Raw genomic sequence first — 24,565 nt, 5'->3', positions numbered from 1 at the left:
GTAGCACAATCACACCCGACCCATCTGATGAATTGGAGTACTGATGCCGTGGCCGTCAAACGTCTCGCGCCGCCTGCTCGTGATCGCGGGCAGCATAGCCGCCATCGCCATCCTTGCCGTACTCGGCACGTGGATATATATCAACGTCATTTCCGACGAAGCCGCCGAGCCCTTCGGCCTTGAGGCCGGCTCCGGGGAAGCGCTGGGCGACGATGCCGTACTCGACGGCACGTGGACCGTCGACACCGGCTCGGAGGCAGGCTATCGGGTCGACGAGGTGCTCAACGGAATGGACAACACCGTCGTCGGTCGCACCAGCGACGTCACCGGTGAGATCACCGTGAGCGACGACACCGCCACGGCAGCAGAGATCGTCGTCGAGATGGCCAGCGTCACGACCGACAGCGACAGCCGCGACGGTCAATTCCGCGACTCGATCATGAACACCGACGAGTACCCCACGTCGAGGTTCACGCTGCTCGAGACCGTACCGCTCGGCGAGCTGAGAAATTCGCCGGAACCCACCGAGCACACCGTACGCGGCGAACTGACGCTGCGCGACGTCACCCGGGAGGTCGAGGTCGAGCTGGCACTCCAGGCACAAGGCGACTCTGTCCGAGCTGCGGGATCTATCCCGATCACGTTCACCGACTTCGACATCGAGCCTCCCGACCTTGCCTTCGTCCGGGTGGAAGACGAGGGATTCGTCGAGTTCTCGCTCTCGTTGACCAGGGAGTAGATACACGTGTGGGGCCGCTCGACGAGCGGCCCCACACCGCGCGTGCCCAGTCATGGGCCTCACCGTGCCCGACTGGCTGATCACCCGGCGAAAAGCCGACGGCGACCACTCATCGCGATTCTGGTGATTCCGGAGCGTCGCTGCCAGGCTCGGTACGGTCCTGAGCGTCATCCGACTCAGCCGACTCAGCCGACTGAGCCGACTCGGCCGAGTCGTCCAGCTCGTCCGATTCCTCCGATCCGTTCGATACGGCTGGCTCGGACGGCGGAGGCGGCACCGACTCGTCCGTCGAGGGAGCGGGCGGCGCCGACGCGGCCGCAGCCGTCGTGGACGCTCCCGCGTCCGCAGCAGGCGCCGGAGTTCCGGCACCGGTACTCGCGGGCGGCGGAACGTCGCCTCCCGTCGCCGCCGGCGCCGGTTCTCCCTTGTTCCGGAAGAGAACGAAGAGCAGGGTGGCGATTCCCGCAACGACCACGACGCCGATCACGATCCACAGCCACACGGGGAAGCCACCCCCGGCGCCGGAATCTTCCGCGCGAGCGAATATCTCGTTGGACTCACCGATCTGTGGCTCCCAGGTCACCGTCGTGCCGTCGAGCGAACCATTGTGGTCGAGGACCTCACCTGGGAAGGTGATGCTCACCCGGGCATCGATATCCATCTGGTCGGCCATGCCAGGTGGGAGGTCCTCCATCTGGCCCGCTTCCGGATCGGCGTCGGTCATGTCCATGGCGCCCTCGACCACGAACTCCTCGCCGTCACGCACGATCGACAGACCTTCAGCCTCGCCGCCCTCGAACTCGGAGAGCGGAGCCTCGTCGAAGACGATCTCCTGGCCCATGAACTCGCCATCGTCATATGGTTCGATCGAAGCGTAGTCAGGTGCCTCCTCTTCGACGCCCCCGAAGCCTTCGCCGAACATCTCGTCCAACATGTCGACGTCTTCGCCCATCGTTTCCGCCATGTCGCGAAACTCCGAGCTCACAGCTACGACCATCGAGCCGTCCACGGTGTCGTCCGTGTTCAGCTCGAGATCGACGTCCATTTTGAAGCAAGCCGACAGGGTCAGGGCCAAGCCTGCCGCGCCGACCACATGTAGCGTTCGTCTTCTGTCCATGACCGCCTAGCTTGTCACACGACACGTGAGATCACTACGTAAAGCCCCTGGGAAATGGCCGTTCGACAGGCGATTCTCATCCGGTTTTCAGAACCGTTACGCACCTGTCACCGGCACACCTCATTTTCGTGATCCACAACACAATCGTGGCGTGCCCGCCATCATGACGATCTACGGCCGCGCAACGTTTCCAATGCCCGGTCAGCATGAGCGTCCATGTTCAGCTCGCTTCGAATGATCTCGACGACGCGGAGGTCCGTGTCGATGACGAACGTGTGCCGCTTGGTGGGCAACAGCTTGTCAGGCAGCAGACCGCGGAGCATGCTCGGTCCCCGCTGTACCCCGAAGCGCTGGGCAACCGTCTTGTCCGGGTCGCTGAGAAGCATCATGCCGAGCTGGTGACGCCGGGCGAACTCTTCTTGCCGCTCGACCGGATCCGCGCTGACACCAACGGCCTGCGCACCGACTGCGCGGAATTCGTCAGCCAGGTCCCGGAAATGGCATGCCTGCGCCGTGCAGCCGCGGCTCATGGCCAACGGGTAGAAGAACAGGACAACGGGTCCGTTCGCGAGCAGGCCGCGCAGCCGCTGCCGCTCGCCCTGCTGATCGGGAAGCTCGAAGTCGTCCACGGTGTCACCGACGTTCATGCCCCCATCCTGGCAATTCGCCGGCTCATGACGTCGGCCGAGGAGGCAACATACAGTGTCAGGAGTACCTTCTGAGCATCTCACCTGGGAATTCATCTCGCCGGAGCACCACCATGGCCGATCCCAAGGGATTTCTCACCACACCTCGGCAGGAATGCACTCGCCGCCCTGTCGAGGAGCGCGTCGAAGACTGGAACGAAGTCTACGACGGGCAGAGCCTGCTCCCGATCATCGGTGCGCAGGCAGGCCGCTGCATGGACTGCGGCGTCCCGTTCTGCCATGAGGGTTGCCCACTCGGAAATCTCATTCCCGACTGGAACGACCTCGTCTACCGAGACGACTGGTCGGCAGCCAGCGAACGGCTGCACGCCACCAACAACTTTCCCGAGTTCACCGGGCGGCTGTGCCCCGCTCCGTGCGAGACGGCATGCGTGCTCGCGATCAACCAACCCGCCGTCACCATCAAGAACGTCGAAGTGGCCATCGCAGATCGGGCCTGGGTCGATGGCGACGTGGCTCCGATCATCCCGGACCGCATGTCTGACAAGACCGTCGCCGTCATCGGCTCGGGACCCGCCGGATTGGCCTGTGCGCAGCAACTGACCCGGATCGGTCACACCGTGACCGTGTACGAACGCGACGATCGCCTCGGCGGGCTGCTGCGTTACGGCATTCCGGAATACAAGATGGAGAAGCACCATATCAATCGACGTATCGACCAGATGTGCACCGAAGGCACCCGGTTCCGGACGGGCGTCGCTGTTGGGAAGGACGTCGACGCTGCCGAGCTGCGACAACGATATGACGCCGTGGTCGTTGCCGTGGGTGCTCTGTCCGCGCGGGAGTTGCCTGTCCCGGGCCGGGAGCTGGCCGGCATTTATCAGGCCATGGAATACCTGACGCTGGCAAATCACGCTTGTGAAGGCGACTTCGACGGACCCTCGCCGATCAACGCCGCAGGCCGCAACGTCGTGATTATCGGCGGTGGTGACACTGCGGCAGACTGCCTGGGTACGGCCGTGCGGCAGAAGGCCGCATCGATCGCCCAGCTCGACATCAACCCGTTGCCGGGCGCGGACCGCGCCCCGCACGAGCCATGGCCCACACATCCGAAGGTCTACCGTGTCTCCCCGGCTCATGAGGAGGCCCGGGAACGCTACGGGGCACCCCCAGCGCGGCCAGGATGGCCCGAGTCCAGCGTGCCGCTCCCGGGCCCGGACGGGGACGTGCGGGTCTTCTCTGCCTCCACACTGGCTTTCGACGGAGATGCACATGGCCACGTCCGCGCGCTGAACCTGGCGGGCGTCGAGCCGGAACGGCGTCGACCACAACCGGGCACCGAACGGCAATTGCCAGCCGACCTGGTCTTGCTCGCGTTGGGATTCTCGGGACCGGAACCGGACAGCGGCTTGGTGGAACAGCTCGGCCTTGGCCTGGACGGACGCGGAAACTTCACGCGCACGGACGAGTTCAGCACCGACGCCGACGGAGTCTTCGTCGCTGGTGACGCGGGTCGAGGCCAGTCGCTGATCGTGTGGGCGATCGCCGAGGGCCGTGCGGCGGCGGCTGCCGTGGATCGCTATCTCAATGGCTCGACGACGCTTCCCGCGCCCGTCCGTGCCTCAGACCGGCCGTTGGCCGTATGACGAACTCTCACCCGCGGCGTTCGGTCCACACGTAGTCGATCTGGTCTGCCGTCGCCTGGGCCAGGTCCGGATCGACCAACCGGGCGACGAGATGCAATGCCATCGCGATCCCCGAGGACAGCCCGCCCGACGTCACGATGTTGCCGTCGTCAACCCACCGCACGTCAGCCCGCGGTTCCCCGCCACGCACGCGCTCCGCCAGATCGCCGACGTCCTCCCAATGGGTGGTGAACGGACGGCCGTCGAGAACTCCTGCGGCAGCCAAGATGAACGCTCCGGTGCATACCGAGGCGACCAGCCCGCGCTGGGCGTGTCCGGACACCATACGCAGTAGCTGCTCGTCCTTGAGCACGGTGACGATATCGATCGCTCCAGGAACGATCAGCACATCATCGTCACCGAGCACGTCGAAACTCTGCTGCGCGGCCAGATCGAGCCCACCGTAGGACGTCTTCAGACCGGATTCTGCCGCTACTGTGACCACCTCGAACGGGGCCGTTTTGCCGCGCCGTTCCGCCAGGCGGTTAGCCGTCAGGAAAACCTCGTACGGTCCACCGACGTCGAGCAGGTCGACCTCGTCGAACACCAACAACGCTACTCGTATCCGCTTCGCCACCGGGTCAGTATCTCATCCCCGCGTGTTGCCCGATCCTGGAGCATGTAGAATTAATGATAATTATTATTCTCATAAGTTTGGCGTTGGCGAGTGACGAGACGACGATGCACCCGGCTGCCGGGACCAAGGCGACCATCGCTGACGCGTTCGACGGGGCATCCGGCGAATACGAGACGATCGGCCCCGAGTTCTTCGAACTCTTCGGGCGGGCTCTCGTCGATCGTGCGGGCCTCGCGCCGGGAATGCGGGTACTTGACGTCGGATGCGGCACGGGAGCCGCGCTGCTCCCCGCTGCCGAAGCGGTCGGGCCCACCGGACGCGTCCTCGGAATCGATCTCGCCCCAGGAATGATCGATCGCGTCGGCCGGGCCGTGGCGGGCCGAGGATGGCAGCACGTGAACGTCCGCCTTGGAGACGCCGAGGACCCACCCGTCACCGAGCCGGAACTCGATTGCATCCTCGCCGCACACGTGCTGTTCTTCTTGCCAGCTCCGGAATCCGCACTGGCGCGCTATCACCAGATACTCACTTCGGGCGGCACGCTCGCCTTCTCGACATGGGGCCCGAACGACCCCGCCTGGAAGCCCGTCTATCAGGCATTGTTTCGCCACATTCCGGAGGGTTCGACGCCGACAATCCTGCCGTCACGAGACGCGTTCAGTACCGACGAGAGCATCACCGAACTGCTCGATGACGCCGGATTCACGGCCGTCCAGCACGAGACGATCACATACGACGTGGTCTATGCATCCGCCGACGAATGGCTCGCCTGGAACCGCTCGCACGGAGCGCGTGCCTTCTGGGACGCCATACCCACGGAGAAGCTTCCCGCTGCCCGTGACGATACCCGCGCGGCCCTCCGGGACATGGTCGATGCCGACGGTCGCCTCCACATGGTCACACCGGTGCGCTACACCGTTGCACAACGGACGTGATGCCGCCCGAAAGATCACAGGTGGATTCGCTCCGTATCGCCACGCACACTGATCGTGCCACGCATCGTTCTCGGCATCCCGCGAACTCATCACGTCCTCTCCTAGCTTCCCCAGTATCCGGACGACGGTAACCGAGCTCGCCGTGATGTCACCCCCAAAATGATCCGTCCGTGCGGAATAGAGTCTCACGTCGTCGCGTTGCAATGATTGAGTCGATGACACTCAAGTTTGGTCGTACGGTGATCGAGGGAGGTGATGACGATGGGTCTGCCGATCCGGCGTTCGAAGAACCACGTCGACAACGGCTTCACGAGGCCGGCTCATCAAGCCTCGCTGGACCCGTTCGCGTACCTCGACGAGCTGCGCCAGCGCATGGACAGCCTCTTCCAGGGGCTGAGTGACGACCTGGACCGCTGGGGCTGGTCGACGCCGCTGGACATCGAAGAGACGCCCGACGCCTACATCGTCGAGGCCGAGCTTCCGGGCGTATCCCACGACGACCTCACGCTCGACTGGAACGGGGACCAGTTGTTCATCCACGGTGAGGTCAAGGAACGCGAACGGGTGGGTTTCCTGCGACACAAGACTCGACGTACCGGGCAGTTCAACTACTCCGTGACGCTTCCCGGGACCGTGGACGGTGACCGCATCGAAGCGTCGCTGTCCAACGGGGTACTGACCATCCACGCCCCGAAGGCGAGCGGCTCGACGTCCCGCCGGATCCCCGTGACGGCTGGCCGCACCACCACCGCGATCGGCCAGGCCGAGGACCGAACCGACACGTCCTGAAGCTGGGCGTGAGGTGAGGGTGATGAGCGCTACACCCTCGCACATGCCAGCCGTCGTCTACTTCGACCGGAACGGACGTCGGATCGCTCGCCAGACCTGGCTCGCGCTCAGTGCGCGCCCCGACTACGTCGTCATTGCGCGCGATCCGATCTGCGTGGATGGCAATGATGCCTGGGTGATCACGACGTGGCTGGGAATCGCCACCACGACGACAGATCCGCCAATTTTTCAGACGTTCATCGACGAAGCCGGGACAGCACCGCACGTCCGGCACCTGCGCTGGACGTGGAGCAGTCTGCAGGAAGCCCAGCGCGGTCATCGCGAGGTCGTGAGGCAGTTGACCTCGGCTCGGACATGACATGCGCGCATCCGAGACCGGCGCGGAGTCTCGTCTCTCGCGCCGGTCTCGTGCTGTGCGGCTCGCCTTGACGATATTTATAGTGCCTGCTATAAGAATGTCTAGAAGCGATCTACAACTCTGGTGAGTGTGACTGGAGGTGTGGTCGTGATGCGGAAAGGCATGCAGCAACCGTCGGTCCGCTTGGCATTCGCTGAGCTCATCTGTTCCGACCATGAACTGCTGCGTGCCGAGTTTGACGCTATCGTTGCCGCCAACTTCGGTTCTTGGCTCCCACCTACCTCCACCTCGGTTTCAGCCGAATTCCCGCCGCCACACGCGGGAAGCATTCCGGCACGTCCCGATGGTGGGCATGCCGCTGCCATGTCCACGATTCGACCGAACGCGACCTTGCCACGTGAGCGCGCCCCTCCGAATCCATTCGGGGACCACCTCTTCCCTATCCATTCGGGACCACCCCTTCCTTCAACGTTCGAGCAAGGCGACGAGAGTGTCTCGTCGCAGAACTAAAGCGTACGTTGTACGAATTTTACGTACAACGTACGCTTTAGTTTATGAAGATTCTCGTCACAGGTGCTACCGGCAACATCGGCCGCCGCGTCGTCGATCATCTGCTCCAGCAGGGCGCAGATGACGTGCGCGCCCTCACCACCAATCCGGAGAAGGCAGCACTACCCGGCAACGTCGACGTCGTCGTCGGGTATGTCGGCCAGCCCGATACTCTTCCCGCGGCGCTCCACGGCGTCGATCGGATGTACTTGGCGCCGTTGCCCGAGACCGTCGAACAGGTCACCACGCTTGCTGCACAGACAGGCGTTCGCCATATCGTCGACCTCTCCGGCCCTTACGAGAGCTGGTGGGGCGATGTCGCGCGCGCCGTCGAGACGAGCGGCGTGGACTGGACGCATCTGTGGGCCGGGGAGTTCATGGAGAACTCCACGATCCTCGCCCCACAAATCCGTTCGACTGGTCAGGTGCGAGACCCGTATCCCGAGGCGGCCAACGCCCCGATCGCCATGGACGACATTGCGGCCGTCGCCGCGTCGATCCTGCTCGGCGACGGTCACGCCGGAAAGGCTTACGAGCTCACCGGCCCGGAGACCATCAACCGCTACGACCAAGTCAGCGACCTCGGTCGAGCGCTCGGCCGTGACATCCCGTGCATCGAGGTATCACGCGAAGAAGGGATCGCGATCCTCCAACCACTCATGGGCGAGTACGCGCAATGGTACGTCGATGCCCGTGCCGAGCTCGTCGACCAACCGCAGGCCGCGGTCCAGACGACCGAGACGATCACTGGCGCTCGCGGCACCACGTTCGCCGAGTGGGCGGCCGAGCACGCCGACGAGTTCCACTGAACCAGCGCGTCGTCCATCTGATCACGGGATGATGCGAAGAATCGATCATCGACACTGGCGACGCGCGATACCCCTGTGATCAGATGGATGCGGTTCAGGCACAAGGGGGCACGGATGGGCCAGCGTCCGGCGAATTGGGCAGGCAACGTGACGTTCCACGTGGAACATGTCCACCGCCCGTCGTCCCTCGAACAGTTACAGAAGCTGGTTGCCCGGGCCGATCGAATCCGGGTCCTCGGCAGCGGCCACTCGTTCAACTCGATAGCCGACACCGACGGTGAGCTGATCTCGCTCGCCGGCATGCCCGAAGACGTGACTGTCAACGCCGACGGAACGTCGGTGACCGTGGGCGCGGCGATGCCATACGGCGAGGTGAGCCAGCGTTTGCACGCCGAAGGATACGCGCTGCACAACCTCGGCTCGCTTCCCCATATTTCCGTTGCCGGTTCATGTGCCACGGCCACCCACGGCTCCGGCGTCACCAATGGAAACCTCGCGACCGCCGTCTCCGCGATCGATCTCGTCACCGGAGATGGCGAGATGGTCACACTCACCGCGCAGGACGACGCCTTTCCCGGTGCCGTCGTCGGGCTGGGCGCGCTCGGCGCCGTCGTCAACGTGACGCTCACCGTCGAGCCCGCATATGACGTCGAGCAGTACGTATTCGAGGACCTGCCGCACGAGGCGCTCACCGAGCACTTCGACACGATCGTGTCTGCCGCCTACAGCGTGAGCCTGTTCACCCGTTGGCGCAGCCAGAAATTCGATCAAGTCTGGGTAAAGCATCGCGCCGATCGTGGACCCTGGACAGCCAGGGAGGAGTGGTTCGGAGCACGCATGGCCCGCGCCGCCCGACATCCCGTACCCGGCATGTCACCCGAACATTGCACCGAGCAAGCCGGCCAGCGCGGCCCCTGGCACGAGCGGCTACCGCACTTCCGGCTCGGATTCACCCCGAGCAGCGGCGAGGAACTGCAATCCGAGTACTTCGTGCCGCGTTCCCGGGCCGTCGAAGCCATCCACGCGCTGGATCGCATACGCGACGTGATCGCGCCCGTACTGCAAATCTCCGAGATCCGCACCATCGCCGCCGACGATCTATGGCTCAGCCCGGCGTACCAGAAGGATGTCGTGGCCGTTCACTTCACGTGGATCGACGATCCCCGCGCCGTGCATACCGTGCTTCCCGTGATCGAGGACGCGCTGGACCCGTTCGACCCCGTGCCGCACTGGGGCAAGGTCTTCACCATGCCGGCGCAGCGCCTGCGACCTCGCTACCCCCGGCTACCCGACTTCCGCGAGCTGGTGAATCGCTACGACCCCGATAGGAAGTTCCGCAACGATTTCACCGATCGGTACTTGTTCGACGCATCGTGAACGAGCCCATGGCGCTACTGCGCCATGTCGACGAAGCGGCTGTAATGCCCCTGGAACGCCACGGTGATCGTCGCTGTCGGGCCATTTCGGTGCTTGGCCACGATCAGATCGGCCTCACCCGCACGCGGTGATTCCTTCTCGTAGGCATCCTCACGGTGCAGCAGGAGCACCATGTCGGCATCCTGCTCCAGCGAACCACTCTCTCGGAGGTCGCTGAGCATCGGTTTCTTGTCGGTGCGCTGTTCCGGTCCCCGATTCAACTGGCAGACCGCGATCACTGGCACATCGAGTTCCTTGGCGAGCAACTTCAGCGCCCGGGAGAACTCCGAGACCTCCTGCTGACGGCTCTCGACCTTCTTCGCACTGGTCAGTAGCTGCATGTAGTCGACAATGATCATGCGCAGGTTGTGACGCTGCTTGAGCCGACGACACTTGGCCCGGATCTCCATCATGGTCATGTTCGGTGAGTCGTCGATGAACAGCGGCGCGCTGGAGACCTCACCGGTGCTGCGAGCGATGCGGTTCCAGTCGTCATCCGTCATCTGCCCGGCTCGCATGTGATGCAACGGCACCTTAGCCTCGGCCGACAGCAGCCGCATGGTGATCTCGTTTCGGCTCATCTCCAGCGAGAAGATGACCGACGTCACCTGGTGCTTGATCGACGCGGCGCGGGCCATATCCAGGCCCAGCGTCGAATTGTGGGTGGGCACACACGAACTGCCGGCGAGGTACAGGTGATCCGCGGCATCGACCTCCACACAGCGCACCGGGACGGCCGGGACTGAGCGGACATCCACGATCTTCCACGTTCCCGCGGGCGGTTCCGCAGCGAGGACATCGGGGCATTCGAACGATTCGGCCAGCTCAATCACGTGATGACCGCCCGGTGCCGACGCCAGCTGTTCTGTCGTCATGACGTCGCCGTCCGTGATGGCCCACTGATGCTGCGCATCGGCGACGATGACACCGCCGTCGGAGAATTCCACCTCGTAGCACGGGCGATCGTGCATGACCTCGGTGGCAGCGACGACGCGGGTCGGCGTGCCGTCCGCGCCGATCAACAGATCATCGACCCGCACCTCTCCCATCGTGGTCCATCCCGTGATCGTCGGCAGCGGCGTGTCCAGAGCCAGCGCCTTTCCGATCGCAGGTCGCGCGGCCACGATGATCATCTGTCCGGCGTGCAGGCCGTTCGTCAGGGCATCGAGATCGGTGAATCCGGTTGGCACACCAACCATCTCGCCGGCGCGAGAACCGATCGCCTCGATCTCGTCGAGAGCACCCTCCATGATCTCGGACAGCGGCAGGTAATCCTCGGAGGCTCGACGTTCGGTGACGGAGTAGACCTCGGCCTGGGCTCGATCGACGACATCGTCCGCGTCGCCCTCGGCGTTGTACCCCATCTGGGTGATGCGCGTACCCGCCTCCACCAGACGGCGCAAGATGGCCCGTTCTCGCACGATGTTGGCGTAGTAGCCGGCATTCGCCGCAGACGGCACGGAAGAGACCAACGTATGCAGATACGGGGCGCCGCCGACCCGGCCCATATCCCCGTTCTTCTGCAACACCGAGGCGATCGTGACGGCGTCGGCCGGCTCGCCGCGGCCGTAGAGATCGATGATCGCGTCGTAGATGACCTCATGGGCCGGACGATAGAAGTCGTGCCCGCGGAGAATCTCCACCACATCGGCGATCGCATCCTTGGACAGCAGCATCGCGCCGAGCACCGATTGCTCCGCGGCGACATCCTGCGGTGGGGTCAGGCCCGGTCCGCCCGCGGGAGCATCGTCGCGGTTCGGCAGCTCGGTGACACTCACCTGCCGTCCCCCTTCACATCCCGACGCTTCATACACACGTTCTAGCAGTCGCGACCGACATGTGTTGGCCGCGACCACCGAGACGTCATCCGGCGTGTCGGCCAGTGGACGGACCGACGGGTCCCAGTTCCAGCGACGTTATGCCGTCGTGGGCAGGCGACCAAGTTCGACACACACAACGGTTATGCACGGGCTGTGGACAATGCGCCTCAGTCCCCTGGTGTCCACCGCATCGATCATCCCCAGCTGTGGACAATACTGGGGAAAACTGTGGAGAAGCACCCACAGCAACCGTGGAAAGTGCGCTGTGAACTGCACAGATAGTCGTCCACGGGCTGTGGATTCTCCCCTGACCTGTGAACATCTCACGTTCTGAGAAACGCCTCGTAATGTCAGGAGCAACCTTTACTGTCACTAGTGTTATGTTCACCCGTCCGGCAGCATTTCACAGGCATCCGGCCGACCGTGAGATCCTGCGCCTCGCCCTGCCCGCGCTCGGGGCGCTCGTCGCCGAGCCGCTGTTCCTCCTCACTGACTCCGCGATCATCGGGCACCTCGGCACCCCGGAACTCGCCGGGCTTGGCATCGCCAGCACAGTGCTCTCCACGCTGGTCAACGTCTCGATCTTTCTGGCGTACGGGACCACCGCCGCTGTCGCGCGGATGCTCGGAGCCTCCGACATGCGAGGGGCACTCCATTCCGGCCTCGACGGCTGCTGGCTCGCCGTCGTGATCGGGACGGGAACGCTCGCTGCGGGATGGCCGCTGACACCATGGATCGTCGAGCGTTTCGGCCCAGCTCCGGACGTCGCCGAGCAGGCGGAGACGTATTTGCGGATCAGCCTCCTCGGGATACCCGCCATGCTTCTCGTTCTCGCCGCCACGGGCGTGCTGCGAGGGCTACAGGACACGAAGACGCCGCTCTACGTCGCTGTCACCGGTGCTGGAAGCAACGTCGTCCTCAACATCGGGCTCGTCCACGGCATCGGCCTCGGGATCGCGGGGTCGGCGATCGGAACCGTGATCTCTCAGGTCGGCATGGCCACGGTATTCGTCGTCGTCGTTGCCCGTGCGGCACGCCGCGAGGGAGCATCGCTCGCGCCACACTGGCCCGGCGTCAGGCGCGCGTTCGGCGCCGGGGTGCCGCTCATCGTCCGGACCGTGGCCATGCGGATCGCGTTGATCATCACGACCGTCGTGGCCACCGGCCTCGGCACCGCCGAACTCGCCGCGCATCAGGTGGCATTCAACACCTGGATCCTGCTCGCACTAGTTCTCGACGCAGTGGCGATCGCGGCTCAAGCGCTCGTCGGGCGGGCGCTCGGCGCATCGGATGTGGAACAAGCCCGGGACGTCACCCGCCGTATGGTCCAGTGGGGTGTACTCAGCGGGCTCGCCCTGGCCATCGTCGTCCTCGGTGTCGCTACCGTCTATCCCGTACTGTTCACCCAGGATCCCGAGGTTCGCTCGTTGCTCGTCACCGCACTCGTCGTCGCGGCGGTGTTGCAGCCCGCGGCCGGGTGGGTCTTCGTCCTCGACGGCGTACTGATCGGCGCCGGGGACGGCCCCTACCTCGCCTGGGCGTCGGTTGCGTCGGTCGCCATCTTCCTGCCCGCGGCCGCCGCAGTACATTACCTGAACCTCTCCGGCACCCCCGGCATGGTAGGGCTCTGGTCGGCCATCGGCGTGTGGACGCTTGCCCGACTCGTCACGCTCGAGGCCCGAGAACGGCGAGGCAAATGGGCCATCACGGGAGCTGTCCGGTGAGCGCGCCGCGACCGCACACACCGCAGGTATCCCGGCGCCGGAGATAGTACGCGTACGTAGCGGCGGCCAGCGCGACACCCCATACCGGCCACAGCATCGCCGGCCCAGCCACGGCCCAACTATCCAACGTCAACCTGAGCATCCCGTCGGCAAATCCAGCCTTGTTCATGCTCAGTCCAGCCGAAACCGACAACGCGGACACCAGCGACGCCGGGATGACCGCCAGCATGACGGGTACCCGACGGCCGCGCAGCCCCGGAATCCACCGAGGAAAGACCTCACCCCAACGTTGAACCAGACCCAACGTGAGTATGCTTCCCACCAGCGCGAACGAACCCAGCCAGGCACCGGCCCACAATGTTCCGTCGGCCATACCCTCGGCATGGGTCTCGTCGTCTATGCCCAGCGGGAAACCGGCGATCCACGTCCAACGGGTCAGCGCGTAAAGAGCCGGAACCGCAACGGCCACAGCCACCGCGATCCGGCCCCAGCGAAGGGCCGCGCCGGGTGCCGTCCACGCAGCGTGCCGCCTTCCCCGCCCGCAGTTCTCGCACCTTCCGGCTGTGCGGCGAGCGAAGATTACCGTGGCGGCAAGCCAGAGGAAGCCGCCGACGAGTACAGCGACATGATTCGCATAGACACCGTTGATGGTATCGACGAACTCCCCCCGGAGCTCCGCGTCGAACGGTGCCTGGACGACCACCATCGGCAGGTAACCGACCAGGGCAAGCGCCCGACTATCCGGCACGATCACCATCCAGCCGATAGCCGAGGCCATTCCGAAACCGATGATCATCACCCGGCCGACGCGGGAGACGACGGTCATCCGGAGCATGAGCGCACCGATGCCTGCCCCCGCCAGAGCTACCGCGGCGAACAACGGCGCCCCGACGTCGGCGGGCACCGCTCCCAGGAGTGAACTCGAGGCGTGTGGATCGTTTTCTCCGAGGGGATAACCCCGGCCGGTCACGGTCCACAATATGGCTATCACGCCGTAGACGAGCGACCACACGGCTGCGGCGCCGATCAAGCGGTTCGGACCCGACCAGGGCGACGGCGGTTTCGTCGGCGGCGGAGGCTGCTTGCTGTCGTGAACGCGAAGCGAGTACTGATTCATACGTCCCAGCTTGCGGCGAGGACGCAGCGCACGGGATCCCGATCACCGGGGAACTCCCTCCCCCTTCCGAGGGATTTCCCCTTCCGAATGATCATGTTTGGTACGTTTCCTCGGGCCATGACACGACTGCAGACGTGTCATGGCCCGAGGAAACGTACCAAACATGATCATTCGGTGAGGTAGGTCATTCGGAGGGGGCGACGAAGCCGGACTCGTAGGCCGCGATCACGGCCTGTGTCCGGTCTCGCACTCCCAGTTTCGTGAGCACGTTTCCGACATGTGTCTTCACGGTCTCCACACCCAGCACGAGTTCGCCGGCGATCTCGACATTGGACAGCCCGGCCGCCATCATCCGCAGGACCTCACCTTCGCGGTCGGTCAGCCGCGATCCCGGCAACAGCGCCGGATCACCCGACGACGTCTCGGACCGGCGCCGGGCCGCCAGCCGCCGGATCGCGTCCGGATAGAGCAGCCCGTCACCACGGAACACCGTGCGGACGGCGTGCATGATCTGATCAGGTGGAGTGCGCTTGAGCACGAAGCCGTGTGCTCCGGCCCGCAGGGCATCGTAAACGTAATCGTCGTTCTCGAACGTCGTCACGACCAAGATCCGGGGTGGGTCCGCGCGGGACATCAACGTGTGCGTCGCCTGGATACCGTCGATGGATGGCATCCGCACATCCATCATCACGACGTCGGGCCGCAACGTGGACACCATCGAGATGGCCTGCGCACCGTCAGCAGCCTCACCCGCCACGGTCATGTCACCCTGCGACTCGATGATCACACGGAGTCCAGCGCGAGCGAGCTCCTCGTCGTCCACCAGGAGTACCCTGATCGCGTTCTCCGCCATCAGCGGCACTCTCCCACCGAACTCACTCCCTGCCTCGTGCCGATGCCCTACTGCCAGGCGTCTTCCGGCCCGGCAACCAGATCCGCACACGCCAGACGCCGTCCTCCGCCGGGCCAGCGGAGAAGGCCCCGCCCAACATGCTGACACGCTCCCGCATACCGCGCAGGCCCCGACCATCGGTCTCCGCACCGCCGGTCGCAGACTCGGCCGGACGCAGGGGGTTGGACAGTTCGATGGTCACGCCCGTGTGGTCACCGCGTACTCGCACCACGACGGACGGTGCCGCGGCATGTCGTACGGCGTTGGTCAGTCCCTCCTGAACCAGCCGATACGCCTCCCGCGATGTGATAGCAGGAACCATCCGGCCTTCAAAATCGAGTTCAGCGTCGACCTCCATGCCGGCTGCACGCACATCTTCGACCAGATTCTCGAGTTCATCCAGCCCGTAAACGGGGTCACGGCCTCGCGAGCCACTATGCTCCGGTTCACGATCGACACGGCGATTCGCACGCTCGTCAGCTGCACGCTCGTCAGCTGTGCGATCGTCCCGGAGCAATCCCAAGACATGGTCGAGATCTTCCGCCGCTGAGCGGCTGGCCTCCTCGATCGCCGTCAATGCCTGTTCCGCCGTATCCGGGTCGGATCGCAGTACCTGGCGGGCCGCAGCCGCCTGCATCGTGCTGACCGTCAACGCATGACCGACCGAATCGTGCAGCTCCCGGGCCAGTCGATTGCGCTCCGCGAGCCGCCGTGTCTCGTCCTCGAGTGCGGCGATGCGTTCCGCGGGCGACGGTCCGAGCAAGAACGGCGCCACCCGAGCAAGAGCACCACCGATTCCGGCGACGACGTAGGCCACCAGTAGCAGCATGAGCGCGCCGAGTGCTACCGATGCCGGCCCATGCACGCCGCCGAACGGAGGCACGCTGGCGTCGGCCGGCAGCTGGTCCTCCGCACCCAGCCCTCTGATGATCGAAACAACTGCCGCCGGCACGCAGTAGAGCAACGTTCCCATGGCGGCGCCGCCCCCGAGGAGGTGCAGCACGTACCATGTGGCGCCACGTAGACGGGCGTCCCAGGACGGATGCCGCGCCGGTTCCGGAAGCCCCACATCCAACAGGCTCTGTGCGGCCGAGATCTCCAGCCCGCGCATCACCGGCAAGAACGGCGGCACCGCGACGATGGCGACGGTGACCGCCACCAACACGGAGATGGGCACGACCGGCACGTCGGGGTCCGCATACATCTGCGCGAACCCGAACGCCAAGAGCAGGTACGGAATCAGGATGACGCCGCCGAGCAGCAGGTGAATACCTCGCCGGAACGTGGACTTGCTGACCAGCGGCGCCCACACGTACCTGAGGATCACGCCCACGATTCTGCCTGACGTGGTTCCCCGCCGTACTGACTCTTGCCGTACAGCACGGACCCTCCCCGCCAGGGCGAGGAGTGATCAGGCGGCAGCGACGTTAATCTTGATCTTGGCGGAGACGTCCTCGTGGAGCCGGACCGTAACCGTGTGCTCACCGACGGATTTGATGGGCGTGCCAACCTCGATACGCCGCTTGTCGACTTGCGGCCCGCCAGCGTCCACGACCGCCGACGCGATATCCGCCGGCGTGATCGAACCGAAGAGCCGGCCCGATTCGCCGGCCTTGGCCTTCAGCTGGATGGGACCCGCCTCGAGGCGTTCCTTCATCGCCCGCGCGGTGTCGCGATCGGCGATCTCCCGGCTCTCGCGTGCGCGCTGGATCGCGTCGATCTGCTTCTGCGCGCCCTTGGTCCACGCCATGGCGTACCCACGGGGGATCAAGTAGTTACGGCCATAGCCGTCGCGCACCTCGACGACGTCACCAGCCGATCCCAGACCGGAGACTTCCTGCTTGAGAATGAGTTTCATGCTCTCCGCACCTTTCTCAGCGGGCCGTCGAGGTGTACGGCAGCAGCGCCATCTCGCGCGCGTTCTTGATCGCCGTCGCCACATCACGCTGATGCCGCGTGCAGTTACCCGTGACACGGCGGGCGCGGATCTTGCCCCGATCAGAGATGTACTTGCGCAGCAACGCCGTGTCTTTGTAGTCGACGTAGTCGATCTTCTCCTGACAAAAGGCGCAAACCTTCTTCTTCGGCTTGCGTACTGGGGACTTCACCATCGTGGTGCTCCTCCTTGACGAAGAGCCCGGCCGGTCGACCGGGATGGGTGGATGGACGGGTACAGGTATGGTCAGAACGGAGGCTCGTCAGCCGCCGGGGCGTTCGTCGACCATGGATCGTTCGCCGGTGCTTGGGCACCCTGCGGTGCCGCCGGAGCAGCCTGGCTGGCCCAGGGGTCACCGCCTCCTTGCGGTGCACCGCCACCGAATCCTCCGCCACCTTGACGCTGTGTCTTGGTGACCTTGGCCGTGGCATAGCGCAGGCTCGGGCCGACCTCGTCGACGTCGACCTCGAAAACCGTACGCCGCTCTCCTTCGCGCGTTTCGAACGAGCGTTGCTTCAACCGGCCGCTCACGATCACGCGCATACCCCGCTGAAGGGTCTCGGCCGCGTTCTCCGCCACTTGCCGCCAGACCGAGCACGAGAGGAACAGCGGCTCGCCGTCCTCCCACGTATTCGTCTGCCGGTTGAACGTGCGTGGGGTGGACGCGACCCGAAAGTTGGCGACGGCCGCGCCACTCGGCGTGAAGCGCAGCTCGGGATCATCGGTCAAATTGCCGATGAGGGTGATGACGGTCTCGCCTGCCATGGATGCTCCCTTTGCTCCGGGAATGTCGTGCGGTACGAGCGCCGACGCCCGACGACCTAGCGCGCTACGGGCCGGACGACCTTGGTGCGCAGCACGGATTCGGAGAGTCCGAGCTGACGGTCGAGCTCGGATACGGTGTCGGCTTCGCAATTCACATCGAACACCGCGTAGATGCCTTCGCTCTTCTTGTTGATCTCGTAGGCAAGCTTGCGACGGCCCCAGATGTCGACGTTCTCGACCGTGCCGCCGGCCTTGCGTACGATCTCCAGATATTGCTCGAGAGTCGGAGCGACGGTGCGCTCCTCGGCCTCCGGGTCGAGGATGACCATTACCTCATAATGACGCATGCCGGTTTCACCTCCCGTGGTCTTCACGGCCGCGGTCTTTCCGCAGCAGGAGGGCTGTACGTCTGCCGGTCTGTGCTGTCTGGTGAATCGCCCACCGACAACCAGACCGCGTGTAAGCGTACCAGCGACGGCCGACAGATTCCGCCGCACCGCCTAGTTTCACTCCCAGACGATCCGATCGGCAGTTGTCGTCGTGAAACGGACGTCGAGCTCCACCTCATCACCGGGTTCGGGCGGCGCGACGTCGCGCGGCAACCAAAGCATCGAACACTGCATGTGGGGTGGCTCGGCGAACCATCGCTGCTTCCCACCGATCCGGAAGGGCGACAACGCGCGACCCGTAGCTTCGAGTCCGCCCTTGGCAACCGAGACGGCGCGCTGCCGGATGCTCGTCACAGCGGACGGCGCCTCGAGGGCGACACCGTGGGCGGTGCCTCCGGCGACGACGACGATGTGGCCGGCTCTCCTGGCGGGGCGCTGGCGATAACCGTAGCGTTCACCGCGCTGAAGAGAGTGGACATCGAGCACCGTCGCCCGCATGCTCAACGCGCTGCGGTCTCCGAGCCACAGGTCGGACCCGACGCGCACGCGCACATCGGCATCGATCGCAGACGCCACGTCCGATGCGGCCTGCCTCGACAGATGACTGACCCAGATCCGGCGCACCGGGGATGACGCCACCGCGCCAAACGCCATTTCCGCAAGCTCACGTGCCTCGTCTCGATGATCTCCGGCAAGCGGGAGATGTAGTGCAAAGCCTTCGAACCGGGTCTCGGCCAACGGCTCGGCTATAGCCTCGAGCTGCGTGGGATCGACGCCGTGGCGCCGCATACTTGTCAGCACCTCGAGCACGATCCGGGGACGCCCTCCCCGCTCGACCAGTGCATGAAGATCGGACGGCCGGGATACGGTGTGAATGACCCGCTCGTCGCCGAGCCGGGCGTTCATCCATGGCCGCCACGGGGTCAGGACCAGAAGATCGCCAGCGAATGCATCGTCGAGGCGAGCCAATTCTTCGTAGGTCCCCACCGCGAGCGTTTCCACACCCAGCGCGCCGGCTTCCGCAGCCAGTGTCTCGTTTCCGAAGCCGTATCCATTGCCTTTCGCCACCGGAACGACAGCCACCCGACCGGTGTCCACAAATCGACGCAGGTGCTCGCGCCACCGGGACGCATCGACATGCAAGGTCAGCGACATCGGCAGATCAGCTCCTGCGTTTCATGTAGAGCTCGAACGCGTTGTACATGAGGCGGGAAATCGGCAAATCCCATTCACCGAGGTATTCGACAGCTTGGCCGCCGGTACCGAGCTTGAACCGGATCAGACCGGCATGCGGATCGGACTCGTCCAGCGTGTCCGTGATCCCCCTCAGGTCATAGATCTCACACCCGGCAGCCAGAGCGTCCTCGATCATCCTCCACTGGACGGCGTTCGAACCACGTACTTCGCGTTTCTCGGTCGACGACGCCCCGTACGAGTACCACGCGTGCACGCCGACCTGCACCATGATGGTCGCTGCCACCAGGTCGCCGTCGTGGTGGGCGAGATACAGCCGGAATCGCTCCGGGTCTTCAGCGCTCATGGTGCGCCACATGCGCTGAAAATACTCGAGTGGCCGGGGTGTGAAGTCGTCCCGTCGTGCCGTTTCGGTGTAGAGCTCGTGGAATACCGGAAGGTCGTCTTCAGTGCCGTAGCTCACTGTCACTCCGGCCTTGTCGGCCTTCTTGATGTTGCGCCGCCACAGCTGGTTGAAACCGCGGAGCACATCATCGGCCGAACGGCCGTGCAGCGGAAGTTGGAACACGTGACGAGGTTGTCCAGCAGCGAAGCCCTCCTCCTCCGGCGGAGGTCGCCAGCCAGCACTGGTCAGCTGCGCCGCCAGGGATTCCCCCACCTCGGTCACCTCGTCTGCGGTAACGTCCCGGAGGCGCTTCACGGCGTCGTCGGCCAGCGCGGTCTTCAAGGTGGCGTTCTGCCAGATCCGCGTGACGACCGGGGCTCCCACCCGCAGGCCGAACGCTCCGGCAGACTTCACATGTTCGACGAGCGGATCGAGCCACCGGTGAAGATCTCCGGCTTTGGCGGCCGACTCCCAGTCGATCGCCGGACCTTCGGGGACGTAGGCCAGGTATTTCCGTAACCGAGGAGCCTTTCGGTAGAGAACGAGGCCGGCTCCGACAATGGTCTGACCGTCAAACCAGCCGACCGACTCGGCCACCCATCCCTGTTTGACGAGCCCCCACGCGGGAGTCTGCAAGAAGCTGACGGACGGACGCTCGGCGATCGCGGTCAGATGCTGTTCAGCAGAGATCGATCGGACGGTGAGTGCAGGCGCGTTCGTCACGGGCCGAGCGTACCTGGCGATCATCACACGTCCGATCCTGCCTCCGCCATGACCACCGTCGGTCAGGCCACCGCCGGGCGTCGACGCCACGTGAACGGCGACGCCGAACGCGTCAGCTCCGCAGGTACTCCCGCAACCGAGTGACGTCGTCGCTCTCGCCGCTCTTGGCTCCCGGAGTCTCCAGAATCACCGGGGCACCCGCCGCACGGACGACCTCGGCGATCGCCGCCAGTCCGATGGTGCCGTCACCGAGATTGGCATGCCGATCCGCGCCGGAACCGAAGGGGTCACGGCTGTCATTTGCATGCACCAGGTCGATGCGGCCCGTGATAGCCATGATCTGATCGACAACCTCGGCGAGATCGATACCGGCGGCAAACGCATGACACGTATCGAGGCAGAAACCGAGGCCATGCTCGGCCACCGCGTCCCACACGCGGGCCAGCCGATCAAGCGTGCGGGCCATGGCGTAGTCTCCGCCTGCCGTGTTCTCGATGAATACGGGAACCTTCGCATCGAGCCGCTCGGCGCACTTGCGCCAGTTGTCCACACCCACGTCGGGATCATCGCCCTTGAGGACGTGGCCGCCGTGTATCACCAGGCCCTTGGCCCCGACCTCCGCCGCGAGATCCACCTGCTGCTGCAAGATCTTGCGGCTCGGGATCCGGATCCGGTTGTTGGTCGTGGCGACGTTGAGCACGTATGGCGCATGGATGTAGAGCTCGACATCGGCGTCCTCGGCAGCCTTCCGCAATGCCTCCGCGCCGTCGGGGTAGGCGACGGTGGGTGCCTTCCAGCCTTGCGGATCCCCGAGGAAGAATTGGGCTGCGTCGCCGCTGCGCGCTTGCGCTTCGCCCACGGGGTCTTCGGAGCCGACATGGGCACCGATACGAACGTGATCTGGCTCGGGCATGACTTGACGCTATCGCACCCACCCGACATCGGCGATCGTTCGATGATGGATGAGGAATCATGGAGCTCGTCAGTTCGCCCGAACCGTATCGAGGAGGCCGGCATGTCCGTCGTCGTCGCATTCTCCGTGACACCACTCGGCGTCGGCGAGGGAGTTGGCGAGATCGTCGCCGAGGCCGTCCGGGTCGTGCGCGCCTCCGGGCTCCCCAACCGGACCGATGCCATGTTCACCACGATCGAGGGTGAGTCCTGGGACGAGGTCATGGACGTAGTGCGACAGGCCGTCGACGCGGTCGCCAGCCGCGCACCACGCGTGAGCACCGTCATCAAGGCGGACTATCGCCCCGGCCTATCCGGCGCGCTCGAAACGAAGGTGCAATCAGTGGAACGCCACCTCAACCCGCCCAGCGACCGGTGAGGAAGGTTGCCGCCCAGACCACCATCAACGGCGCGCTCACTGCCAGATATAGCCACAGCACCCAGCGGCGACGCGAAGCGAGCACGGCCAGGCCCACCCACAGTGGCCACCACAGCAGCATCGCCCGGGGAACGGAGAAGAACCAGAACGACGTCGCGAACGCAACCACCTGCAGCCCGACCCAGGTCGCTTCACCCCATCGCCGCCACCAGAGCAATGCGGCCGTCAGCAACGTTCCGGCCAGCATCGCGACCAATTCGGCACCGAACATCCATGCGAAGCCGGGGGATTGCGTGCCGCCGAAGGCCGCCTGCCAGGTATTGCTCAGTGCCTCCCACGGTGGTGTGAGTTCCCGGTTCCATTCCTGTGCCTGAGCATCCATCCAGGCCAGCCAATTCCCGGTGAGCTGCTTGAGGTAGAACATCCAGCCAGCCAGCGGAACGAGCGGGAGGAAGAGCCAGCCGAATCCGGACCAGTTCCTGTGACGTCTCCGGGTCACGAGCCAATGAACGCCCACGGCGGCCGCCAGGAAGATTCCACTTACGCGAACCGTGCACGCCAGCGCGGTCAACGAGCTGGCCGCCAGCCAGTGACCACGACGCGCGGCCAACCAGGCCGGCAACGCCAGACCCAGGAACAAGGCCTCCGTGTAAGGCGCTGCGAGGAACACGGCCGGTGGTGCGCACACCCAGAGCACGACGGCGAGACGCCCGGCATGTCGCCCACCTTCGAGCTCTCCCAGCCGTGCCAGGGCTATCGCAGCGATTCCACCGGCCACGAACGAGACGAGCAGTCCGGTCAGCACGTGCGGCAGCCCTATCTGCGCCCCGAGCCACAACAACGCGGGAAGGCCCGGAAAGAATGCCTCGTTCGGCACACCGGTGGGCTGACCTTCGTAGCCGTGGATGGCGATGCCCCGATAATGATGGACGTCCCACTGTGCCCAGCGATCCAGCCAGCCGATCACGTCTTGCCCGTTCACAGCGAACAGCCACCCGGTCGCTGCCGCCACGACCACCATGGAGATCCGGCTCAGTATCCAGATGCCGATCGCATCGTTGTCCACGCGTCGGCGTATGAGCACCGACGACGGCCCCCGGCCCGGCGAGTCTGCCGTCTCCACAGCCACGCTTTCGGTGTCTCGCCAACTCATGCCGAACGGTGCCTCTCACCTGCGCCCGTCGGTGCCGATGCGCCGGCGTGCTCCAGCCGGTCCGGAACCGGCGATGGGGGCATGTTCGTGTTGCGCACCGGATCACGGTCAGGGGCGAACATATCGCGAACCACCATGCTGCACAGCCAGATCAGCACTACGGCCCGGAGGACAATGGACCACGCATAGACCTCATCTGAGATCATGTGATCGGCGAAGAAGCCGGACAGATAGAACCAGACCGAGACGACGTAGATAGCTTCTGCCGCCTGCCAAATCAACAGTTCCCGCCAGCGCGGAATGGCGAGTGCCGCCAGCGGTAGCAGCCACAGTGAGTATTGTGGCGACCACACTTTGTTGATCAGCACGAACGCCGCCACCGCGAGGAAGGCGAGCTGGGCCAGGCGGGGCGGACGGGGCGCGAGCATGGCCAGCAGGATGATGGCACCCAACAGGACGAGCGCTGCGCCCAAGGCCAGCCGATCGACGTCGCCGGGAAGCAGCTCGGGCGCGAGTAGCTGGCGGGCGTACCAGATCGAACCGAAGTCGGCCTCACGGGCAGCATTGAACTCGAAGAACGTCAGCCATCCGTCCCGCGCCCATAGCGCGAACGGCGCGTTGATCAGGCTCCACGTCGCCACGGCGACCCCGCCGCAGACACCGACCTTTCGCAGCTCACGTAGCCGCCCGGGGGCGCGAAGGGCGACGAGCACCAGGGGGCCGAGGAGCAGGACCGGATAGAGCTTGACCGCCGCCCCGACCCCGATGAGGATCCCAGCCCAGCCTGGTCGTTCTCGTGTCCACGCGAGTATGGCAACGCTTGCCGCAGCCACCGCGAGGAGATCCCAGTTGATCGTTGCACTCAGCAGCATGATCGGTGATGCGGCCACCAACATCGCGTCCCACGGCCGCTGCGGCACGGTCAGCGCCGTAGCGGCCACCACAACGAGCGCAGAGAGGCCCACAAGCAACGTCGTGACCTCGTAGAATCGCACACTTTCCGCCACGGCCGGATCTGCGGGTTCCGAATCGACGAACGACTGCACGGCCCGCGCCGCAATGGCCGAGCCTTGCATGACGACGCCGGTGAGTACCGGGTACTCGAGTGCGGTGTCCCAATACGGAAGGTCACCGTCGGAGAAACCGCGTTCCCGATAGAGGAAGGGCACGTCGCTGTAACAAAGCGACGTCCACAGCGTGGAATCGTCGCGTCGTTCCCAGGATGCGTCATGACACGGCTCGTCGAGCAACACGCCCAGCGCGAAGACCGTGCACGCGACGGCCAGCATGATCCGCAGCGGGTTCCACCAGCGAGAACCCACCGTCGCGTGACGACCCGCGGGGCCACCGATCCATTCGCTCGCAGCGGCAACCGTCGGATCGTCGCGACTTGGCCAGATGGGGTGTGCGTTCACCCGCCTATCGTGTCGCAACGGGCTGGAATGGCCGTTCCCTGGCGATCAGTTCCAGCCACCTTCATCGCCACCGTCGCCACCGCCGTCATCGCCACCGTCGT

25 protein-coding genes are annotated in these 24,565 nt (G+C 65.0%); 9 read left to right on the top strand and 16 right to left on the bottom strand.

Annotated elements, in window-relative coordinates:
• The first annotated feature begins 43 nt into the window (after positions 1 to 43).
• Positions 44 to 739, top strand: a complete 696-nt coding sequence (locus DPM12_RS10940; protein ID WP_112258359.1) for a YceI family protein — start codon at positions 44 to 46, stop codon at positions 737 to 739.
• A gap of 109 nt (positions 740 to 848) precedes the next feature.
• Here the strand turns inward: DPM12_RS10940 and DPM12_RS10935 are convergent, their stop codons facing one another.
• Complete coding sequence (locus DPM12_RS10935) at positions 849 to 1,856, bottom strand: LppM family (lipo)protein (protein ID WP_123788612.1); 1,008 nt, start codon at positions 1,854 to 1,856, stop codon at positions 849 to 851.
• Between the two features lie 161 nt (positions 1,857 to 2,017).
• Positions 2,018 to 2,503 (bottom strand): peroxiredoxin, encoded by a 486-nt coding sequence (locus DPM12_RS10930; protein WP_112258357.1) that lies wholly within the window; start codon positions 2,501 to 2,503, stop codon positions 2,018 to 2,020.
• A 113-nt stretch (positions 2,504 to 2,616) separates the two neighbouring features.
• Between DPM12_RS10930 and DPM12_RS10925 the strand changes: the two genes are divergently transcribed.
• Entirely contained in the window at positions 2,617 to 4,149 is a 1,533-nt protein-coding gene (locus tag DPM12_RS10925; protein WP_112258356.1) for a glutamate synthase subunit beta, read from the top strand.
• Between the two features lie 7 nt (positions 4,150 to 4,156).
• On the opposite strand, the gene DPM12_RS10920 is transcribed toward DPM12_RS10925, so the two are convergent.
• Positions 4,157 to 4,765, bottom strand: a complete 609-nt coding sequence (locus DPM12_RS10920) for a DJ-1/PfpI family protein (protein ID WP_112258355.1) — start codon at positions 4,763 to 4,765, stop codon at positions 4,157 to 4,159.
• A gap of 77 nt (positions 4,766 to 4,842) precedes the next feature.
• On the opposite strand from DPM12_RS10920, the gene DPM12_RS10915 reads away from it, so the two are divergent.
• The 5 genes from DPM12_RS10915 to DPM12_RS10895 all read left to right on the top strand — a co-directional run bounded on the left by DPM12_RS10915 (position 4,843) and on the right by DPM12_RS10895 (position 9,582).
• A complete protein-coding gene (locus tag DPM12_RS10915; RefSeq protein ID WP_158542855.1) occupies positions 4,843 to 5,700 on the top strand; it encodes a class I SAM-dependent methyltransferase in 858 nt (285 codons plus the stop codon).
• A 261-nt stretch (positions 5,701 to 5,961) separates the two neighbouring features.
• Entirely contained in the window at positions 5,962 to 6,489 is a 528-nt protein-coding gene (locus tag DPM12_RS10910; RefSeq protein ID WP_112258416.1) for an Hsp20/alpha crystallin family protein, read from the top strand.
• A gap of 22 nt (positions 6,490 to 6,511) precedes the next feature.
• Positions 6,512 to 6,847, top strand: coding sequence for a hypothetical protein (locus DPM12_RS10905; protein WP_123788613.1), 336 nt, complete (start codon positions 6,512 to 6,514; stop codon positions 6,845 to 6,847).
• Between the two features lie 554 nt (positions 6,848 to 7,401).
• The gene (locus DPM12_RS10900) at positions 7,402 to 8,205 is read left to right on the top strand and encodes an SDR family oxidoreductase (RefSeq protein WP_112258352.1); all 804 of its coding nucleotides are present in this window, start codon (positions 7,402 to 7,404) and stop codon (positions 8,203 to 8,205) included.
• Positions 8,206 to 8,319: 114 nt separating this feature from the next.
• A complete protein-coding gene (locus DPM12_RS10895) occupies positions 8,320 to 9,582 on the top strand; it encodes an FAD-binding protein (RefSeq protein WP_112258351.1) in 1,263 nt (420 codons plus the stop codon).
• Between the two features lie 14 nt (positions 9,583 to 9,596).
• On the opposite strand, the gene dnaB is transcribed toward DPM12_RS10895, so the two are convergent.
• Positions 9,597 to 11,399 carry a replicative DNA helicase gene (gene dnaB, locus DPM12_RS10890; protein ID WP_211658795.1) on the bottom strand — a complete coding sequence of 601 codons (1,803 nt, stop codon included), beginning with the start codon at positions 11,397 to 11,399 and terminating at the stop codon, positions 9,597 to 9,599.
• Between the two features lie 422 nt (positions 11,400 to 11,821).
• Between dnaB and DPM12_RS10885 the strand changes: the two genes are divergently transcribed.
• Complete coding sequence (locus tag DPM12_RS10885) at positions 11,822 to 13,165, top strand: MATE family efflux transporter (RefSeq protein ID WP_112258350.1); 1,344 nt, start codon at positions 11,822 to 11,824, stop codon at positions 13,163 to 13,165.
• On the opposite strand, the gene DPM12_RS10880 is transcribed toward DPM12_RS10885, so the two are convergent.
• The 10 genes from DPM12_RS10880 to DPM12_RS10835 all read right to left on the bottom strand — a co-directional run bounded on the left by DPM12_RS10880 (position 13,146) and on the right by DPM12_RS10835 (position 21,479).
• A complete protein-coding gene (locus DPM12_RS10880) occupies positions 13,146 to 14,282 on the bottom strand; it encodes a hypothetical protein (RefSeq protein WP_211658793.1) in 1,137 nt (378 codons plus the stop codon). The genes DPM12_RS10885 and DPM12_RS10880 overlap by 20 nt on opposite strands.
• Positions 14,283 to 14,466: 184 nt before the next feature.
• Positions 14,467 to 15,135 carry a response regulator transcription factor gene (locus DPM12_RS10875; RefSeq protein ID WP_112258348.1) on the bottom strand — a complete coding sequence of 223 codons (669 nt, stop codon included), beginning with the start codon at positions 15,133 to 15,135 and terminating at the stop codon, positions 14,467 to 14,469.
• A gap of 22 nt (positions 15,136 to 15,157) precedes the next feature.
• Positions 15,158 to 16,501, bottom strand: coding sequence for a sensor histidine kinase (locus DPM12_RS10870; protein WP_112258414.1), 1,344 nt, complete (start codon positions 16,499 to 16,501; stop codon positions 15,158 to 15,160).
• Positions 16,502 to 16,585: 84 nt separating this feature from the next.
• The gene (gene rplI, locus DPM12_RS10865; protein ID WP_112258347.1) at positions 16,586 to 17,032 is read right to left on the bottom strand and encodes a 50S ribosomal protein L9; all 447 of its coding nucleotides are present in this window, start codon (positions 17,030 to 17,032) and stop codon (positions 16,586 to 16,588) included.
• A gap of 16 nt (positions 17,033 to 17,048) precedes the next feature.
• Entirely contained in the window at positions 17,049 to 17,285 is a 237-nt protein-coding gene (gene rpsR, locus DPM12_RS10860) for a 30S ribosomal protein S18 (RefSeq protein ID WP_112258346.1), read from the bottom strand.
• A gap of 71 nt (positions 17,286 to 17,356) precedes the next feature.
• Positions 17,357 to 17,875, bottom strand: coding sequence for a single-stranded DNA-binding protein (locus tag DPM12_RS10855; protein ID WP_112258345.1), 519 nt, complete (start codon positions 17,873 to 17,875; stop codon positions 17,357 to 17,359).
• A gap of 56 nt (positions 17,876 to 17,931) precedes the next feature.
• The gene (gene rpsF / locus DPM12_RS10850) at positions 17,932 to 18,222 is read right to left on the bottom strand and encodes a 30S ribosomal protein S6 (protein WP_112258413.1); all 291 of its coding nucleotides are present in this window, start codon (positions 18,220 to 18,222) and stop codon (positions 17,932 to 17,934) included.
• A 159-nt stretch (positions 18,223 to 18,381) separates the two neighbouring features.
• Positions 18,382 to 19,419, bottom strand: coding sequence for an alanine racemase (locus tag DPM12_RS10845; protein ID WP_112258344.1), 1,038 nt, complete (start codon positions 19,417 to 19,419; stop codon positions 18,382 to 18,384).
• A 7-nt stretch (positions 19,420 to 19,426) separates the two neighbouring features.
• Positions 19,427 to 20,566, bottom strand: a complete 1,140-nt coding sequence (locus DPM12_RS10840) for a lipid II:glycine glycyltransferase FemX (protein WP_245951251.1) — start codon at positions 20,564 to 20,566, stop codon at positions 19,427 to 19,429.
• A 112-nt stretch (positions 20,567 to 20,678) separates the two neighbouring features.
• Positions 20,679 to 21,479: a deoxyribonuclease IV gene (locus DPM12_RS10835; RefSeq protein ID WP_112258342.1), complete on the bottom strand. Its 801-nt coding sequence runs from the start codon at positions 21,477 to 21,479 to the stop codon at positions 20,679 to 20,681.
• Between the two features lie 102 nt (positions 21,480 to 21,581).
• Here DPM12_RS10835 and DPM12_RS10830 point away from each other — a divergent pair, with 102 nt between their 5' ends.
• Positions 21,582 to 21,896, top strand: a complete 315-nt coding sequence (locus tag DPM12_RS10830) for an MTH1187 family thiamine-binding protein (protein WP_112258412.1) — start codon at positions 21,582 to 21,584, stop codon at positions 21,894 to 21,896.
• Here DPM12_RS10830 and DPM12_RS10825 read toward each other — a convergent pair.
• Entirely contained in the window at positions 21,874 to 23,049 is a 1,176-nt protein-coding gene (locus DPM12_RS10825; protein ID WP_112258341.1) for a mannosyltransferase family protein, read from the bottom strand. The two genes, DPM12_RS10830 and DPM12_RS10825, sit on opposite strands and share 23 nt — an antisense overlap.
• Positions 23,046 to 24,464: a glycosyltransferase family 87 protein gene (locus DPM12_RS10820; RefSeq protein ID WP_112258340.1), complete on the bottom strand. Its 1,419-nt coding sequence runs from the start codon at positions 24,462 to 24,464 to the stop codon at positions 23,046 to 23,048. Before DPM12_RS10820 ends, DPM12_RS10825 begins: the two co-directional genes overlap by 4 nt.
• Positions 24,465 to 24,565 lie beyond the last annotated feature (101 nt).

Source organism: Phytoactinopolyspora halophila, assembly GCF_003287285.1.
GTDB lineage: Bacteria > Actinomycetota > Actinomycetes > Jiangellales > Jiangellaceae > Phytoactinopolyspora_A > Phytoactinopolyspora_A halophila.
Note: the sequence above shows the minus strand (reverse complement) of the source record. Positions and strands in the feature narration are given on the sequence as shown.

What these genes read in the sequence shown, in the direction of transcription:
- DPM12_RS10895 (WP_112258351.1), top strand. Translation starts at nt 8,320, where the DNA reads ATGGGCCAGCGTCCGGCGAATTGGGCAGGCAACGTGACGTTCCACGTG.
- rpsR (WP_112258346.1), bottom strand. Translation starts at nt 17,285, where the DNA reads ATGGTGAAGTCCCCAGTACGCAAGCCGAAGAAGAAGGTTTGCGCCTTT.
- DPM12_RS10855 (WP_112258345.1), bottom strand. Translation starts at nt 17,875, where the DNA reads ATGGCAGGCGAGACCGTCATCACCCTCATCGGCAATTTGACCGATGAT.
- DPM12_RS10825 (WP_112258341.1), bottom strand. Translation starts at nt 23,049, where the DNA reads ATGAGTTGGCGAGACACCGAAAGCGTGGCTGTGGAGACGGCAGACTCG.
- DPM12_RS10905 (WP_123788613.1), top strand. Translation starts at nt 6,512, where the DNA reads ATGAGCGCTACACCCTCGCACATGCCAGCCGTCGTCTACTTCGACCGG.
- DPM12_RS10930 (WP_112258357.1), bottom strand. Translation starts at nt 2,503, where the DNA reads ATGAACGTCGGTGACACCGTGGACGACTTCGAGCTTCCCGATCAGCAG.
- DPM12_RS10830 (WP_112258412.1), top strand. Translation starts at nt 21,582, where the DNA reads ATGTCCGTCGTCGTCGCATTCTCCGTGACACCACTCGGCGTCGGCGAG.
- DPM12_RS10835 (WP_112258342.1), bottom strand. Translation starts at nt 21,479, where the DNA reads ATGCCCGAGCCAGATCACGTTCGTATCGGTGCCCATGTCGGCTCCGAA.
- DPM12_RS10845 (WP_112258344.1), bottom strand. Translation starts at nt 19,419, where the DNA reads ATGTCGCTGACCTTGCATGTCGATGCGTCCCGGTGGCGCGAGCACCTG.
- DPM12_RS10940 (WP_112258359.1), top strand. Translation starts at nt 44, where the DNA reads ATGCCGTGGCCGTCAAACGTCTCGCGCCGCCTGCTCGTGATCGCGGGC.
- rpsF (WP_112258413.1), bottom strand. Translation starts at nt 18,222, where the DNA reads ATGCGTCATTATGAGGTAATGGTCATCCTCGACCCGGAGGCCGAGGAG.
- rplI (WP_112258347.1), bottom strand. Translation starts at nt 17,032, where the DNA reads ATGAAACTCATTCTCAAGCAGGAAGTCTCCGGTCTGGGATCGGCTGGT.
- DPM12_RS10925 (WP_112258356.1), top strand. Translation starts at nt 2,617, where the DNA reads ATGGCCGATCCCAAGGGATTTCTCACCACACCTCGGCAGGAATGCACT.
- DPM12_RS10885 (WP_112258350.1), top strand. Translation starts at nt 11,822, where the DNA reads ATGTTCACCCGTCCGGCAGCATTTCACAGGCATCCGGCCGACCGTGAG.
- DPM12_RS10935 (WP_123788612.1), bottom strand. Translation starts at nt 1,856, where the DNA reads ATGGACAGAAGACGAACGCTACATGTGGTCGGCGCGGCAGGCTTGGCC.
- DPM12_RS10910 (WP_112258416.1), top strand. Translation starts at nt 5,962, where the DNA reads ATGGGTCTGCCGATCCGGCGTTCGAAGAACCACGTCGACAACGGCTTC.
- DPM12_RS10880 (WP_211658793.1), bottom strand. Translation starts at nt 14,282, where the DNA reads ATGAATCAGTACTCGCTTCGCGTTCACGACAGCAAGCAGCCTCCGCCG.
- DPM12_RS10900 (WP_112258352.1), top strand. Translation starts at nt 7,402, where the DNA reads ATGAAGATTCTCGTCACAGGTGCTACCGGCAACATCGGCCGCCGCGTC.
- DPM12_RS10875 (WP_112258348.1), bottom strand. Translation starts at nt 15,135, where the DNA reads ATGGCGGAGAACGCGATCAGGGTACTCCTGGTGGACGACGAGGAGCTC.